At 65.4% G+C, this 15779-nt stretch carries 14 protein-coding genes and 2 pseudogenes; 10 read left to right on the top strand and 6 right to left on the bottom strand.

Annotated elements, in window-relative coordinates:
* Positions 1-204: 204 nt before the first annotated feature.
* The 5 genes and pseudogenes from ATB1_RS02685 to ATB1_RS02665 all read right to left on the bottom strand — a co-directional run bounded on the left by ATB1_RS02685 (position 205) and on the right by ATB1_RS02665 (position 5622).
* Complete coding sequence (locus ATB1_RS02685) at positions 205-1164, bottom strand: energy-coupling factor transporter transmembrane component T (RefSeq protein WP_042662144.1); 960 nt, start codon at positions 1162-1164, stop codon at positions 205-207.
* Positions 1161-2974: pseudogene (locus ATB1_RS24035) on the bottom strand (ABC transporter ATP-binding protein). The gene ATB1_RS02685 and the pseudogene ATB1_RS24035 overlap by 4 nt, the downstream one beginning before the upstream one ends.
* Before the next feature lie 20 nt (positions 2975-2994).
* On the bottom strand, positions 2995-3858 hold the full coding sequence (locus ATB1_RS02675) for a hypothetical protein (protein WP_241768014.1): 864 nt from the start codon (positions 3856-3858) through the stop codon (positions 2995-2997).
* A gap of 236 nt (positions 3859-4094) precedes the next feature.
* On the bottom strand, positions 4095-4892 hold the full coding sequence (locus ATB1_RS02670) for a sugar phosphate isomerase/epimerase (protein WP_042662178.1): 798 nt from the start codon (positions 4890-4892) through the stop codon (positions 4095-4097).
* Positions 4885-5622 carry a 2-phosphosulfolactate phosphatase gene (locus ATB1_RS02665; protein ID WP_042662142.1) on the bottom strand — a complete coding sequence of 246 codons (738 nt, stop codon included), beginning with the start codon at positions 5620-5622 and terminating at the stop codon, positions 4885-4887. The genes ATB1_RS02670 and ATB1_RS02665 overlap by 8 nt, the downstream gene beginning before the upstream one ends.
* 689 nt (positions 5623-6311) lie before the next feature.
* Here ATB1_RS02665 and ATB1_RS02660 point away from each other — a divergent pair.
* From ATB1_RS02660 to ATB1_RS02625, 8 genes and pseudogenes are all read left to right on the top strand, one after another.
* Positions 6312-6749, top strand: coding sequence for a DoxX family membrane protein (locus tag ATB1_RS02660; RefSeq protein ID WP_042662141.1), 438 nt, complete (start codon positions 6312-6314; stop codon positions 6747-6749).
* Between the two features lie 96 nt (positions 6750-6845).
* A complete protein-coding gene (locus ATB1_RS02655; RefSeq protein WP_042662140.1) occupies positions 6846-7820 on the top strand; it encodes a deoxyhypusine synthase in 975 nt (324 codons plus the stop codon).
* Between the two features lie 63 nt (positions 7821-7883).
* Positions 7884-8618 (top strand): aspartate/glutamate racemase family protein, encoded by a 735-nt coding sequence (locus ATB1_RS02650; RefSeq protein WP_042662139.1) that lies wholly within the window; start codon positions 7884-7886, stop codon positions 8616-8618.
* 132 nt (positions 8619-8750) lie between these two features.
* A complete protein-coding gene (locus tag ATB1_RS02645) occupies positions 8751-9284 on the top strand; it encodes a hypothetical protein (protein ID WP_052367661.1) in 534 nt (177 codons plus the stop codon).
* 253 nt (positions 9285-9537) lie between these two features.
* The gene (locus tag ATB1_RS02640) at positions 9538-10641 is read left to right on the top strand and encodes an extracellular solute-binding protein (RefSeq protein ID WP_042662138.1); all 1104 of its coding nucleotides are present in this window, start codon (positions 9538-9540) and stop codon (positions 10639-10641) included.
* 2 nt (positions 10642-10643) lie between these two features.
* Complete coding sequence (locus ATB1_RS02635) at positions 10644-11582, top strand: ABC transporter permease (RefSeq protein ID WP_042662137.1); 939 nt, start codon at positions 10644-10646, stop codon at positions 11580-11582.
* Positions 11579-12465: pseudogene (locus tag ATB1_RS02630) on the top strand (ABC transporter permease). The gene ATB1_RS02635 and the pseudogene ATB1_RS02630 overlap by 4 nt, the downstream one beginning before the upstream one ends.
* Positions 12465-13205, top strand: a complete 741-nt coding sequence (locus ATB1_RS02625; protein ID WP_082256243.1) for an ABC transporter ATP-binding protein — start codon at positions 12465-12467, stop codon at positions 13203-13205. The pseudogene ATB1_RS02630 and the gene ATB1_RS02625 overlap by 1 nt, the downstream one beginning before the upstream one ends.
* Before the next feature lie 17 nt (positions 13206-13222).
* Here ATB1_RS02625 and ATB1_RS02620 read toward each other — a convergent pair whose 3' ends face one another.
* Positions 13223-14476, bottom strand: a complete 1254-nt coding sequence (locus ATB1_RS02620) for a DUF6498-containing protein (protein WP_241768012.1) — start codon at positions 14474-14476, stop codon at positions 13223-13225.
* A gap of 122 nt (positions 14477-14598) precedes the next feature.
* Here ATB1_RS02620 and ATB1_RS02615 point away from each other — a divergent pair, with 122 nt between their 5' ends.
* Entirely contained in the window at positions 14599-14946 is a 348-nt protein-coding gene (locus tag ATB1_RS02615; RefSeq protein WP_042662136.1) for a hypothetical protein, read from the top strand.
* 73 nt (positions 14947-15019) lie between these two features.
* Positions 15020-15779 (top strand): DUF6498-containing protein (locus tag ATB1_RS02610; RefSeq protein ID WP_042662174.1); only part of this gene is annotated, 760 nt, incomplete at its 3' end.

Raw genomic sequence — 15779 nt, 5'->3', positions numbered from 1 at the left:
TTCGGTCGGCTCAGCCGAACGCCGAACCGTCGAGCGAGTTTCCCGCCCGACGTTCGGCGTCCGTCGATAACAGGCCTACCCGTGTAACTCCGCTGTGTACGTCGATTCGGCGGTGATATACCCATCTCGACGGGATTCACTTCTGACGACGACCGACGAAGTGGCTGCGACGCTGAGTATCGTCCGCAAGGTACCGAGCCCCGGTCAGGTGAACGCCCAGACCGCGGCGACGAACAGCAGCGACCCGAAGACGAAGGTGACGTCTCGGGTCCGAACCATCATGCCCTCGGTCCGGAGGGCTTGGCTCCGTTCGTCGCCCAGCGAGCGCGAGAACCCCTTCGTCTCCATCGCTTCCACGGTGACCCGCGAGCGCTTCGCCACGTTGAAAATCAGCGGATAAAACGCCTTGACCGAGAGCGTCAGCAGGTAGTAGAAGTAGCGCCACCTGAACAGTCCTTGTTTCTCGGGGACCTTACTTCGAAGGCGGAACGAGTTGATCAGCGCGTGGTACTCCTCGACGAGGAGCGGCATCATCCGGTAGCCGTACGCGATTGCGAACGTGAGCTGTCGGGGGACGCCCAGACGCAACATCCCCTTGCTGAGTTTCTGCGGGCTCATCGCCGAGAAGACGGCGAGGCTGATGACCGAGATAATCGTGAGCTTGAGGAAGAACGGGACGAGCGCCCCGGCGGCGTCGATACCGACCTCTTGGCTGGTCGTGGCGGTGTGGACGCCTCGGCCGACCGCGGCCGCGACGATCGTGCCGGTCTCGGCGAACGCGCTCACATCGCCGGTCGTGACGCCTTCGACGACCCGACCGGCGTTGTCACCCAAGTGATCCACCGCTCGCATCGCCCCGCCGATGAGCGGGACTAACACCACGAAGAAGCCGACGTTGGTGACTTGTCCGAACAGGAGCAACGCGAGCAGGTATTTGCTGACCTGCGAGAGCGCGGCGAGCGCGAAGGCCGCCGCGAGCAGGATAGCCAGCGGGAGCGTGTCGTAGAACAGCCACGGGATAATCATGAACAGCACGGTCCACAGCAAGACGACCCGCGGGTCAAAGCTGTTCAACAGCGCGTCCTCGTTGTCGTAGGCGGTCCGCATCAAGTCGACCTTGACGTCGGCGACAGAGATGTCGGTGAGCGCGTCGACGTACCTCATCGCGCCCCTCCGTTCGGCTCGGCGTCGCCACCCACGTCGCCGACACCGCCGTCTGCGAGCCCACCGTCGAACGAACGAGCCAGCGTCTCGCACATCGCGTCGGTGCTGAGGGCGGGCGATTCCAGCCCGAGTCGCTGGCTCAGTTCGACCACCTGCGGCCGTCGCAGGTCGGTTTCGGCGAGGAGGTCCGGGTCGGAGAACACCGCCGCCGGCGGCGCGTCCGCGAGCACCTCGCCCTCGCCCATGACGAGGACGCGGTTGGCCCACGCCGCGACCAGTTGCAGGTCGTGCGAGGCGACGACGACGGTCTCGACGCGGCTCTCCGCCTTTCGGAGCATTCCGGTCACCTCGCGGCGGCTCTGGAGGTCGAGACTGCCCGTGGGTTCGTCCAGGAGGACGACCGTCGGGTCGGTCGCGAGACCGATTCCGAGCGACGCGCGGCGCTGTTGGCCGAGGCTCATCAGGCGACCGTCGCGGTCGGCGAGGTGTTCGAGGTCCAGATACGCGAGAATCTCGTCGACGCGTTCGTCCACGTTCGGGGCGTCGCGGTTTTCGAGGTAGTAGGCGACGTCCTTGCGGACGGTGTCCTCGACGAACATCTCCTCGGGGTTCTGGTGGATGTAGACGGTGTCGTCGGCCAACTGCTCGGGAAGCGTCTCGCTCGTGTCGCGGCCGAGGACCGTCACTCCTCCCCTTGGTCCGGTGACTCCAACCCCGTCATCAACCGCAACAGCGTCGACTTCCCGGAGCCGTTGGCTCCGACGAGCGCGACCCGGTCGCCCGCGTACAGTTCGAGGTCCAGCCCATCGAGGACGTGGTTGTACCCCTCCCGAAGCGTGGGATAGCCGTGACCGACACCGCGCATCGTGACTAGGGCGTTCCGTTCGGAATTGGGAGACTGGGCGGTGCCTGCGTCGGCTGTCGCCACCGCGCCGCCGTCGACCGCGGCCCGCGATTCGTGCGTCGTGGCGGGCTGAAACGCCGTCGCCGCCTCGTCGACGGTCACGGGATACCGACCGCTGGGCAAAGTGCCCGCCTCGGTCGGCAGGCCGTCAGCGATTTGTGTGACCTGCGGCGGGTGGATGTCGTGGGCGAGCAGGTCGTCGAGTCTGTTGAGTCCGACCTCGACCGGTTCCTTCCAGGCGACTCCGCCGTCGGAGACGAGCACCATCTCGTCGCAGTAGTCGGCGATGAACTCGGAGTGGTGTTCGATGACGATTATCGTCTTGTCCCGCTCCTCGTTGAGTCGTCGGAGCTGTTCGTACGTCTCGCGGGCGTTTCGGGGGTCGAGCTGTGCGGCGGGCTCGTCGACGAAGATGAACTCGGGGTCCATCGCGAGCACCCCCGCGAGCGCGACGAGGTGTTGCTGGCCGCCGCTCAGTTCCCAGATGAACCGGTCTTCGAGGTGGTCGAGACCGAGGGTTTCGAGCGCGCGGGTCGCCCGCTCGGCGTAGTCGTCGAGCCCGTGGTTGAGCGGTGCGAACTCCACGTCGTCGCGGACCGTCTCCTGAACGAGTTGGTTCTCGAAGTCCTGGAAGACGTAGCCGACCGTCTTCGAGAGTTCGGCGACGTCCGACTCGCGGGTGTCGGTGCCGGCGACGGTGACTCGCCCGTCGAACGTCCCCTCGAAGAAGTGCGGGATGAGGCCGTTGAACGTCTTACACAGGGTCGTCTTTCCGCTTCCGTTGCCACCGACGACGGCCGTGAACTCGCCCGGCTCTATCGTCACGCTCGCGTCGCGCAATACCGCCTCGTTGCCGCCGGGGTACTGAAACGTCAGGTTCTCGACGACGATGTTGTTGCTGCTCATAAAAAACAAAGAGATGGGGTTCAGTCCTGTAGGCCGTCGACCTTGCGCTGGCGGTAGGCGACGAGCCCGAACGAGATGACCGCCGCGATGGCAATCGGCACGAACAGGAACGCTTGGCCGTACGTTTCGACGAACTCCGGCGTGAACGTGATGAGCCCGCCGCTGGTCTCGCTCAGCGTCTCGAACGCGAACGCGACGGGAATCAGCGCCACCCACGCGATGAGTCGCTTCAGAGACGTCCGCGTGAACATCGGACCGTCGCGGCCCTCGACGGGACTCATTCCGAGCAGCGGCTCGATTTTTCCGCGGAGTCGCGGGTAGAGGAACAGCGTCGGAATCGCGCCGAAGACGACGCCGGCGATGATAATCTGCAGCAGGGCACCGATTCCCTCGGTGGCCCACACGGTCTCGGGGAGCCACGAAATCGCTTCGAGCTCTTCGACGCCGACGTAGAACTTCCCGACGTCGATGAACCACGCCGCGGTCTCCTCCATCGCCTTCGCGAGGAAGCCCAGCGCCGCGATTTGTTTGACGTCTTTCGGGTCCGTGATGAGCGACATCACGAAGAACCACGACAGCGTGACGACGATGAGCCCCTCGACCGCCCCGAGGGCGCTGAAGTCGCCGATGAGAATCTCTCCGAAGACGATGCCGCCGACCGGAATCGCGAGACAGGCCCAAAACGAGCGGAACAGAAGGACGACCGACATCGCAACGAACCAGAACGGTCCGATAGAGACGCCTAACCCGCCTATCGAGAACTCCGGAAGGAGTTCCGTAATCATACTCTGCAGACCGTGTAGCGACATGACGAGGATGAACGCCATCATGTCCCTATGGTCGAAACTGAACGCACTACTCGAGTTGCTGGACGTTGTCACCATCCGGGTGGTGGTGGTTAAGCAAGTTGTTTAATCGTTGGTATGAGCACAGCGTACGACTGTATATCCGACTATACTCTGTGGAGCAATCGGTGGACGTACATAGAACTCGCGCCGGTATATTGCGCTCCGGATGCCGCCCTCGCGGCGCTCGCGAAACGATTCGGATGCTACTGAATGCGACTGTCCGTGTCGAAAAAAGAACCGAGCGGCGGCGACGATGACGGTGACGCCGACCGTCAGGCCTCGGTCGCGCCCACGCAGCGCTCGACGTCCGCGCGGGACTTCATCTCCAAGACGTTGTACGGAGCGTCGATGTCCGCGGCGACCGACCGAAACGACGGAAGCGGTTCGTGCGCGTCTTCGGTGCCGTCGTTGTCGTGGAGGTGCGCGACCTGAATGCGGTCGCCGAATCGCTCGACGAATTGTCGGTAGTCGACGCCCGTCGCCTTCGCGTGGCCCACGTCGAGCGTCAGTTTCAGGAACTCGTCGCCGACGCCGACGTCGTCGAGGAACGCCGCGAGTCGGTCCGGAGTCGCGGTGTGACGACGCGTTCCCGGTTTGTCGCGCTGGTTTTCGAGACAGACCGGAACGCCCGCTTCGGCGGCGAACTCGGCGCACTCGCGGAGCGTCTGGACCGCCTGCTCTCGGGTGTGCTCGCGGACGTGGTCCGGATAGCGGGTCCGAACCGTCCCTCCGTGGACGATGACGCCGCCGGCATCGATTGCCGCGGCAAGTTCGATGGCGTCTCGCGTCGCCGCGACCGTGGCCTCTCGAAGTCGCTCGTTGACGTTCCCGGGCGCGACATCGAGGTGGGGACCGTGGACCGTGTAGCTCACGTCGAACTCCTCGGCGACCGCTCGCAGGCGCTCGGCGTCTCGCTCGCCCGCCCGAACGTCCAGATACCCCGCGCGGAGTTCGACGTGATTCAGGTCGAATCTGCGGAGGAACTCGGCGAACGAGGCGACTTCGTCGGCGTAGCGGATGTCCATCGACGCGCCGAACCGCGGTCGCTGGACGGGCGTCGCCTCAGACATCGACCCGGCTCGCGGGAACGAGGCGGTCGCCACGGAGGACGGGTACGACCGACCGAGAGTCGATTGCCGTCTCGAACTCGTGGAGGTCGCGCCGCCGAATCTCGTGTTTCTGCTCGTATCTCGGTCCCTTCGCCGTCACGAGGAGACGCGCGTACCGCTCGCGGTCGCGGTCGGTGAGGCCGTCGCCGTGAAGGCACTCGTCGATGAGCGCCGCGCCGAGGGTGTCGTCGGGTGTCGGCTGGCCGCTCGACCCGCTGGCGACGATAGTGACCGGTCGCCCACGGTCTTCGAGCAGGTCCGCGACCGCTGCGGCGTTCGTGTAGCCGCCAACGAACACCTCGACATCGGGGCCGCCGCGCTCGCGGAGCGTCGAGACTGCGCGCCCGCCGTTCGTGGAGGTCATCGCGGTCGGCCGCCCGTCGAGGTCCAGTCGCTGGACGTAGCTCGGCGAGTTGAAGAAGTCGTAGCCGGGGTTCGGCTCGTAGTCGTCGGTCTTGCCGCCGCCGATGAGACACTCGGGGTGGTCCTCCTGATACGCCGGTTCGTCGCCGCGCTCGTCGGTCACGTGGACGTACTCCGCGCCGAGCGCGAGCAGTTCGGCCACGGTCGCCGAGAAGTGGGTCACGTCGACCACGACGTAGTCGCCCGGAGCCGGGTCTGCCGGGATGTTCTCACAGCCCTCTATCAATGTCTCTGCGAACACCGCTGTCTGTCGTCCATCTGCGGACATAGCCCACGTTCTCTACAACACCTACAAGTCAATTGCTAGTAGCGATATATATCGAACCGTACTGTCTGTAGTTCGCTTCGCCCGTCGACAGTCCCCCGACAGCTCGACTCCGGCAGAGAAATATCAGAAATAGATACTAAAATCTAACTGAATATTTATATTTCTAACACACCAGTTCTATCTCGAGATCAGGCACCGAGCGTGCCGTCACTCGCGAGATAACCGAGCCGTTTTGACTGCGTTCTCGCACCACGACTGCGAGTTCGGCTCACTCGACCGTATCCCCGGAAAACGGATTAATCATGGCGCAAGAGTGCGTTTTTAGATGCGAGCAGCGTCGACGGGTTACTCGCACTCGGGAGCACAGTTTTTCGCGACGACCGTTACGGATACTCTCTCGTCCGAACGTGTGAAACTGCTGAAGAGAGCGGTTGCGACGACTGGGGCGGGTTCAGTTGCAAACGTCTCGCGTCCGTCGCGGTCAGCCGGGATACACGTCTGAGTGGAGTCGTACTCTCACAACGACAGTCTTCGGATTTGGTGACAACTATGGTAGGAATCTTACATTATTACTATACAGATATTGATTTTCGAATGTGGTGGTCCCGGCTCCCGGCTCAGTACCGACTGTCGCTTCGCCGACGCGACGCCGACAGCGTCTTTGACCGCCGGTCCAACGTCGAGTCGAGATGGTCGCCGAACGACTCACCCGATTCAAGACGCCGCTCCGATACGCGATGGGCGCGCTCTACGTCCTCGCCGGCGTGATGCACTTCGTCGTGCCGAACGCCTACGCGCAGGTCGTTCCACCCGTCTTCCCTGCGGCGCTTGCGCTCGTCTACGTCTCGGGCGTCGCCGAAATCGCTCTCGGCGTCGGCGTCGTCTTCCGCCGCACCCAACGCATCGCCGCGTGGGGGCTCATCGCGCTGCTGGTCGCGGTCTTCCCCGCGAACGTCTACATGGCGACGAGCGACATCGTGCTCGAAGGCGTCCCGGCGGCGCTTCGAGAGCCCTCCGAGGCCGCCCTGTGGCTTCGACTGCCGCTTCAGGGCGTGCTCGTCGCGTGGGCGTGGTGGTACACCTGCCCGGAGTCAGACGGCGGCGTCGACTCGTCCCCGAGCCGATGACCGTCACCGAGTGAGTCGGTGCCGAGTCCCACGCCGTCCGGCTGTTTTCGGAACCGAACGGAACTGATTCAAGCGCGCCGGTGCGAGCCGTATCCGATGACCGAAGACGACACTCACGACCACGTCGTCCCCGGAAGCGACGAGGCCATCGATTCGGCCGACGTTCGGGGGTACGACTTCGACGGCGCGTTCGACTTCGACGAGTTCCTCGACGCGTACGCGACGACCGGCTTTCAGGCGACACAGCTCGCCGAAGCCATCGACATCGCCGAGGAGATGCAGGAGGCGGACGCGACCGTCTATCTGACGTTCACCTCGAACATCATCTCGTCGGGCCTGCGCGAGGCCGTCGCCTACCTCGTTCGCGAGGGCTTCGTCGACGTGCTCATCACGACGTCCGGTTCGCTGACCGAGGACGTCATCAAGACCGCCAAGCCGTTCAAGATGGGCTCGTGGGACGCCGACGAGGGTGAACTCCGCGAGCGCGGCATCAACCGCCTCGGCAACATCTACGTCCCCTCCGACCGGTACGTCTGGCTCGAAGCGTACCTCTACGACTTCTTCGATGACTTCTTCGCGGAGGAGAAGGTGCGGACGCCGACGGCTTTCGCCCGCGAACTGGGCGAGACGCTCGATGACGAGCACTCGGTGTTGAAGCAGGCGGCCGACAACGACGTGCCGGTCTACTGCCCGGCGCTCACCGACGCCGAAGTGGGTAACTTCCTCTACTACTACCGGCAGGGCTACGACAAGGACGTCGGCATCGAGATTCTCGACGACTACGACTCGCTCATCCAAGACGGTCTCCTCGCGGACGAGACCGGTCTCATCGCCGTCGGCGGGGGCGTCCCCAAGCACCACGCCATCATGACGAACCTCTTCCGCGGCGGCGCGGACTACGTCGTCTACATCTCGACGGGGATGGAGGGCGACGGCTCGCTGTCGGGCGCGCCCCCGAACGAAGCCGTGTCGTGGGGGAAAATCAAGGACCACGACACGAACTACACGCAAATCGAAGCCGAGGCGACGCTCGTCTTCCCGCTTCTCATTGCGGGCGCGTTCAAGAACTAGCGCGAGTTCTGGACGCCCGCCGAGCGATATTTATCCTCGTGAACGAGTGGTTGTTCACTCAACATGAACGGAGACGACGCGGGCGGCGGCGAACGACGAACGGTCGGCATTCTCGGCGGTATGAGCAGTCAATCGACGGTGGAGTACTACCGACTCATCGACGAGGGCATCAACGACGCTCGCGGCGGCCATCACGCGGCGGAACTCCTGATTCGGAGCGTCGACTTCGGCACCGTCGAGCGCTTTATCAGAACCGAGCAGTGGGACGACGCGGGGGAGTACCTCGCCGGTGCCGCGACTGACCTCGAAGCGGGCGGCGCGGACTTCGTCGTCATGGCGACGAACACGATGCACAGGGTCGCCCCGCGCATCGAGGCGGCGCTGTCGGTTCCGTTCGTCCACATCGTCGACCCGGCCGCGGACGCGATTCACGCCAAGGGACTGGACGCAGTCGGTATCTTGGGGACCCGGGCCACGATGGACGGCGCGTTTTACCGGGAGCGATTCGAAGCACGCGGCATCGACGTTATCCTCCCGGACAGGTCGCGTTTCGACGAACTCGACCGAATCATCTTCGAGGAGTTGACCAAGGGCGAGGTCCGCGAGTCGTCTCGTGCGTTCTATCTGGAAGCCATCGACAGCCTGGTCGAGCGGGGTGCCGAGAGTATCGTCCTCGGGTGCACGGAAATCGAACTCCTCGTCGAACAGACTGACCGACCGGGTGTGCCACTGTTCGACACGACGGCGCTCCACGCCGAGCGGGCCGTCGAACGAAGCCTCGGGCAGACAGACGCGTAACGGAGGCTGTCGCTCCGAGTGTTCTCCGGGTGGGCCAGTCGAGTAATCGTTCGCCACGACGAGTTCGGTCCTCTGTTTCCAAGTAAGTGCTCACTCAGTAGAATTATACTCCCGTCTACGAATAGTCGTTCAATGAACGAAGACGCCACGCGGACGCGGAACGACTGGCGACGCCGACGAACCCGAATTCGGGTCGCGATTCGAGACGTGCCGCCCGCGCAATGGCTCGCCGCGATACTCACCGGGTTCCTCGGGAGCGTCCCGCTCGGGTTGATGATGCAGTACGGGAATCCCGAACCGCTTCTCGCGCTCGCGCTTCCGAGGATGTACGGCTTCGCCGGACCCGACATCGTGCTGGGCTGGGCGATTCACCAGTTCCACGGCGTTGTGCTCGCGCTCGCGTACGTCGCCGCGGTGCAGTGGCGGCCGCTCGAGCGACTGGCGGCGTCCCTGCGCGGTGCGGTCCTGTTCGCCGTCGCTGTCGGCGTGGGGACGACGCTCGTCCTGTCAGTTCTTCTGATGCCGCTGTGGTTAGCGGCGGTGCAGTATCCCTTCGCGCCCGCGTTCCCCGACCTCGCGATGCCCGAGAAACTGTGGAGCGTGTTCGGCCACGTCGTGTTCGCGCTCCCGGTGACGGTCGGCTACGCGGTTCTCTCGCGGGAGTAACCGAGGAGTGCTCCCGTCGAGAACTCGGTGGCGTCGCCATCGACCTCGGCGAGGTGGGGGCGTGTCGGAGACCGAAATCACGCGGGATTCGACAGAACGTCCGTCTCTATTGTCCCCCAAATAGCGCTATGTGACCGTCTCAGCGATCGAAACGGCTACGTTAGGCTCATAGCAATTCCCTTTAGCAGACAGTCATGTTTCTCGGGCGATGGTATCAACCAGGCGAAGTTTCATCGGGGGTTCTGCCGCGGCGGTGGCGGGTCTCGCCGGCTGTCTGACGACGAGCAGTTCCGAGAGTGACGCCGCCTCGACGGGTTCCGGTGGCGGCGACGCGGAGACGTACGAGGTCGGCTATCAGGACTTCCAGACGAACATCGAGGCCACCGCGTTCCCCGATATGCTGTACTTCTACTGCGTCCAGTCCGGGTGGATGAACTGGCCGTCGCTGATGCAGTCGTTCGAGGATTCCTACGGCGTGGCCGTCCACGACGACGACCGCTCGTCGGGCGAGGCGCTCCAGCACATGCGCTCCCACTCGAACAACATGACCCACTCCGGATACAACGGCGGCTACACCTACGGCATCGTCGCCCGGAACGAGGGCTTCACGCAGGCGTACAAGCCACAGGGGTGGGACAAGGTGCCTGACTCGCTCAAGACCGACGACGGCCACGTTACGGCGACCCGCCGGGTGACGACCGCCGTGACCTACCGGAAGGACATCTACGAGGAACGCGGCCTCGACGAGCCGACCACGTGGGAGGACCTGCTCCAGCCCGAAATCATGCAGGACCTCGCGCTCCAGACCCCGCAGGCGGCGGTCGGGCTCGCGGCGGCGTTGTCGGTCAACAACGCCCGCGGCGGCAGCATGGACGACCTCCAGCCCGTCATCGACTACTACGAGCGGATTCAGGAGGGCGGCGCGGAGTTCACCGACAACTTCCTCGCGCAGTTCTCCCGCGGCGAGTACGCGACGTTCATCCGGTACGACTACTCCGGGCTCGACCTCAAGTACAACAACGACGAGGTCGCGGAGGAGAACGTCGGCGTCGCGCTCTTGGGCGGCGAAAACGGGAACAAGGGCGCGCTCAACATGCCGTACGGCTACGCGCTCTTGGAGGGCGCGCCGAATCCGGCGGCGGGCAAACTGTTCATGGACTACGTCCTCTCGCTGGAGGGCCAACAGCAGTTCCTCGACGCCTACGTCAGGCCGATTCGCTCCTCGGAGCTGGAGCTTCCCGACGAGTTCATCGACCCGGCCGAGTACGACCGGACGGAGTTCCAAGTCGACTACGGTCAGTTGGTCGAGAAACAGGAGGACATCATCCGAGAGATAACGCGCGGCGCGAACATCTGAGGATGTCCGACCGACACGCCGAGAACAGTCCGCTCTCGACGCTCCGGGCGCTCGCGACGCGAGTCGTCGGCGCGTTCGAGACCGTCGCGAACCCCGTCACCGAACGAGAGCGCGAGTACCGCCGCATCGTCGCGCTGTGCGCGCCGTTTGCCGTGCTGTTGCTCGTCGCGGGGCTGTATCCGCTCTCCGAAGTCGTTCGCATCAGCGTCTCGACGGCCCAGTACCGGTCGGTCGGGTTCTCGCTCGACGCCTACGCGACGCTGTTCGGCGACCCCTACTACCGACAGGTGGCGTTCGACTCTCTGTGGCTGACCACCGGGACGACGCTCGTCTCGGTCGGACTCGCCGTCCCCATCGCGCACGCCCTCGAAAAGTACGACCTGCCCGGCGAGGACCTCCTCGTCACGCTCGTCTCGTTTCCCATCAGTCTCCCCGGCATCGTCGCCGCGTTCATGATTCTGGTGCTGTTCGGGAACAACGGCGTCGTCACGGCGCTCGCGGCCGCTCTCACCGGGAGTCGACCCACCGACCTCGCCTTTGCGGTGAGCGTTCCGGGGCTGTTCGTCGCCTTCGTGTACTCGATGGTGCCGCGCGCGACGCTCATCCTCCGCGGGACGTACGCCGAGGTCGACTCGGCCGCCGAGGAGGCCGCCCAGGCGCTCGGCGCGACGCCGTTCGAGACGTTCCGGCACGTCACGCTCCCGCAGATTCGACCGGGAATCACCGGCGCGCTGATTCTCACGTTCCGGACGGGACTGGCGATTTTCGGGACGCTCGTCGTCATCCAGACGCTCGTCGTCTGGACGTTCCAACTCTCGCGGGAACTCGGCGTCGGCTACGACGTGCAGGTCGCCGGCGCGATGGCGACCGTCTACTTCGCGTTCACGTTCCTGTTCACCGTCCTCGGACTTCGGTACACCAGCGCGGAGGTCGGCATATGAGGCCGTCCCCGTCCCTCTCGCGTCGGTTCGGGCGGTCTGCCGTGGCGCTGGCCCTGTTCGCGACGGCCGCGTTCCTCATCGCGCCCATCGTCCTCACCGTCGTCGCCTCGTTCGCCACGAGTTGGACCGGCGTCCTCCCCTCCGGGTTCGTCACCTTCGAGAACTGGCGGGCGGTGCTGGGGCTCGCGGACACGATTGGCTCACAGCGCAGCATGGGATGGAGCCCCCTGTTCAGGCTCCCGCTCGGCGGCGAGACGCTGACGGTGTTGGTCCCGGCGGAGTTGGCGTTCAGCATCGGGCTGGCGCTCGGCGGCGTCCTCATCAACCTCGTCGTCGGCGTCCCCATCGCGTACGCGGTCGCTCGCTACGAGTTCCCGGGGAAAGAGTGGGTCAACGCCGTCTCGGTGCTCCCGCTCGTACCGGGCGTCATCTTGGGCGTCGCGTTCCTCCGGGCGTATCCGGACCTCTCGGCGACGAGCTTTGGCTCATCGTCGGCTACTCGCTCCTGAAAGCGCCGTTCATGGTGATGGCAGTCCAAAGCGAGTTCGAGTCGATGCCGCTCCAACAACTGGAGGAATCGGCCCGCTCGCTGGGCGCGTCGTGGCCGCGGACGTTCCTGACGGTCATCGTACCGAACGCCCGCTCGGGCATCGTCTCGGGAGCCATCATCTGTTGGGCGCTCGCGGCCGCGGAGTTCAACTTCTCGTACATCGTCTGGGCGAAAGGCACCCAGCCGCTCGCGCTCTTCTTGCAGCGACACATCTCGAACAGTTCGTTCACCAAGGCGGCGGCCGCCGTGTCGATGTTCTTTTTCATCATCGTCGCGGTCACCCTCCTCCTACAGCGGGTCGGTCGCCGCGGATTCGACAGCAGAGGTAGCTAATGGCAGACGTGACACTAGATGCGGTCCGAAAGGACTACGACGACACGACGGCGCTGGACGGCGTTTCGCTCACCGTCTCGGACGGCGAGATTCTAGGCGTGCTCGGTCCCTCGGGATGCGGGAAGACGACGACGCTGCGAACCGTCGCCGGCTTCGAGACGCCGACCGACGGGACGGTCAGGTTCGACGGCGAGGACGTGACGAACGTCCCCCCGGAGAACCGCAACGTCGGGTTGGTGTTCCAAGAGTACGCCCTGTTCGACAACATGACCGTCGCCGAGAACGTCGCGTTCGGGCTGAAGATGCGGGGCGTCGGGAAGCACGAGCGACGGGCGCGGGCCCGAGAGTTGCTCGAAATGCTCGATATCGGCGAGATGGGCGGCCGCGACCCGACGACCCTCTCGGGCGGCCAACAACAGCGCGTCGGGCTGGCGCGCGCGCTCGCTATCGAGCCGAACATCCTCCTGTTGGACGAGCCGATGACGGGGCTCGACGCCCAACTGAAGGCGCGCCTGCGGACCGAAATCGGCGCGCTCCTCGCCGAGTTGGACGTCACCGGCCTCTACGTCACCCACGACCAAGAGGAGGCGATGGTGATGTGCGACCGCGTCGCGGTGCTGAACGAGGGTCGCGTCGAACAGGTCGGGACGCCCCGAGAGATATACGAATCGCCGGCGAACGAGTTCGTCTCGGAGTTCGTCGCACTGGACGCGCCCGACCTCCCGTTCGTCAGCTGGTGATTCGTCGACCGTTCGAATCACGCGCCCGTCGTTCCACCCACGCCCGCGGCCGCTGCCGCCGACCGCCCGCCGACTTCGACGGCGTCCGGCGGGAGGTGCGGGAGCCGATAGAGCCGGTCGTCGCGTTCCACCCGGAGCGTCTCGGTTCCGAACAGCCGGTCGGTGACGGTTCGAGTGCGCTCCATCTCGGCGCGCGCCTCGCGGGGGAGTCGCCATTGCGGTCCGAGCAGTCGGTCGTAGCCGACGAGTTTCCCATCCCCGACGCCTTCGTCGCCGATGCGGTACTCCATCGCCAGATACCGGAACGACCAGTCGAAGACGCCCAGCGCGGTGAACACCCCAGCGACGGCCACCGCCCCACCGAGTAGTTCGACCGCGACGCTGTCGGTCGTCGCGGTGCTGAGCAGGCCGACCAGCGTCAGCCCCCCGCCCAGTACGAGCGCGAGCGGAGAGCTGAGCCCGCGGGCGACCCCGCCCACGACGACGGCCACGGCCTTCGGTCGGACGGTATCGGAACCGTTCCGTGAGCTCTCGATTCGCTCCCACTCGGGGGTGTCGGGAGCGAGTCCGAGTTCGACCGACGTGCGCTCGTCGAACGCCTCCAATTGGTCGCGGTAGACGTCGACGATATCGGCGAGCAGTTTCACCGCGAGGACGAACGCCAGCACGAACGGAGCGGGAGCACCCGCGATGACGAATCCGCCGCCGATGAGGAGCGCCGAACCGGTGCCCGCGGCGGACACGAGGGCCGACCGAAGCGGCTGCTGCGGCGGGACCGACGCGTAGGCTCCGCCGATGAGATAGCGGCCCACGTCGACGGCGCGACCGAAGACGACGGCGACGACTCCCAAGCCGACCGAGAGCGTTTCGGCGTCAGTCATCGTCGCGCCCGTGGTCTCCCCGACGCCGCCGACTCCGATTGCACCGAAGAGGGCCCACCCCACACTTCCGACGGCGAGGGTCATCAGGATGGCCGGGAGGTTCGCGACCTGAATCGACAGCGGGAGCCCGGGCAGTCCGACGCGCCCGCGCTTTTCGGACAGGGCACCGAACACGAGCCACGAAAAGCCGTTTGCGTCGTAGGTCGGCTTGCCCTCCGCGAACAGCGCCTTCACCGCGGCACCAACGACGCACGCCCCGAGTTCGACCCAGTAGACAGACAAGAGCGCCACGAGCGACCAGTCAAGCGCGAGCACGCCGACGAGCGGGACGGCGTTGACCGCCATCAGGACCGCTACCTTCGCTCGCCGCTTCTCGCTGGGTGTGAGCATTGTTGATAGAGAGACATTTCGCTCGGGACAGTTAGGTAGTCTGACTCGCGTCGGGCGGTCGGAACCGCGCTTCCGCGACTGGAAACCAAGCGTTGATACTGTCAGCGAACTATCCAGAACGCGTGCGTTCCTCGCTTCGATATCTCGTCTCGCTCGTCGTCGGCCTCGTCGTCGCCGGTGTGACCGTCTCGGTCGCCAACACGCCGGGGTCCCTTCCCGTGGCAATCGCTCCACTGTACGCGGCGACCACCGCGCTCGTCCTCCGCCACCGCGACGGGTGGAAGCGACTCTTCCGATTCGGAAACCAACGCTGGAGCGACCGAAAGCGGGGGGCGCTCGGGGGCGGCATCGGCGCGCTCAGTTTCTCGCTGCTGCTCTCCCTCTCGGTCCCGGCTGGCATCACCGGAATCGGACTGATGCTCTTCGGCCAGGCACTCACGGTCGCCGACTACGAATCGCTCCCCGAGTAGTCACGGGCCGTCGGGGCGATTCGAGAGCGATTTCCATCAGCTATATGACTGGATGTGCGAAACGACGCACTCGATGGCCCCTCCACGGTACGGCGACGTTCCGACTTCGTCTCTCCCCGCCGGCATCGGATTCCTCCCGGTGCTCTCGGCGAATCTCCTCCCGCTCGCCGGCGTGCTGTGGTTCGGCTGGAACCCAGGGACGCTTCTCGCGGTCTACGTCCTCGAACTGCTGTTGCTGTTCCCGCTTTCGGGCGTGAAAGCGCTGTTCGCCGGCCGGCCACCGACTTCGTCCCGCGAGGGCGGCGTCTTCAGCCTGTCCGACAACGACCTCGTCAACAAGCGCGGGAGCGTCACCGTTCACGAGTGTCTGCCGCCGGTGTACCCGCGTAACGTCCCGTTTGCGACCGCCGTCGTCAGCGGCGGCGCGTGGGTCGGCGTCTTCCTCCTCGCGCCGCTCTCGGAGGTCGTCTCGGTGCTCGACGTGCTCGCCCGACCGGAGGCGGTCGTTAGCGTCGCCGCGCTCGTCGTCGGGCAGGTCGGTGAGACGGTCGCCACGCTCCTCCGCGGCGACCGATACGCGGAGCGCTCGCCGTACGCCCTCGTCGAAATTCCCGCCCGGCAGGCGATGTTCCTCGCGTGTTTCCTGTTCGTCGTCGCTCTCGGGGGCGCGACGGTCGCGCTCGCGGGGTTCGTGTTCGTGAAGTTGCTCTTTGAGTGGTCCGGCTTCCGCGCGGAGCAGGGCGGCGGCGGCCGGCTGACGAGTTGGCTCTCCGGCCCCGACAGCGACGCGACCCGCGGCGAGGTTGACGTTCCCGCCGGCCACCCCTCGGCCG

The organism is Haloferax sp. ATB1, from assembly GCF_000730175.1.
Note: the sequence above shows the minus strand (reverse complement) of the source record. Positions and strands in the feature narration are given on the sequence as shown.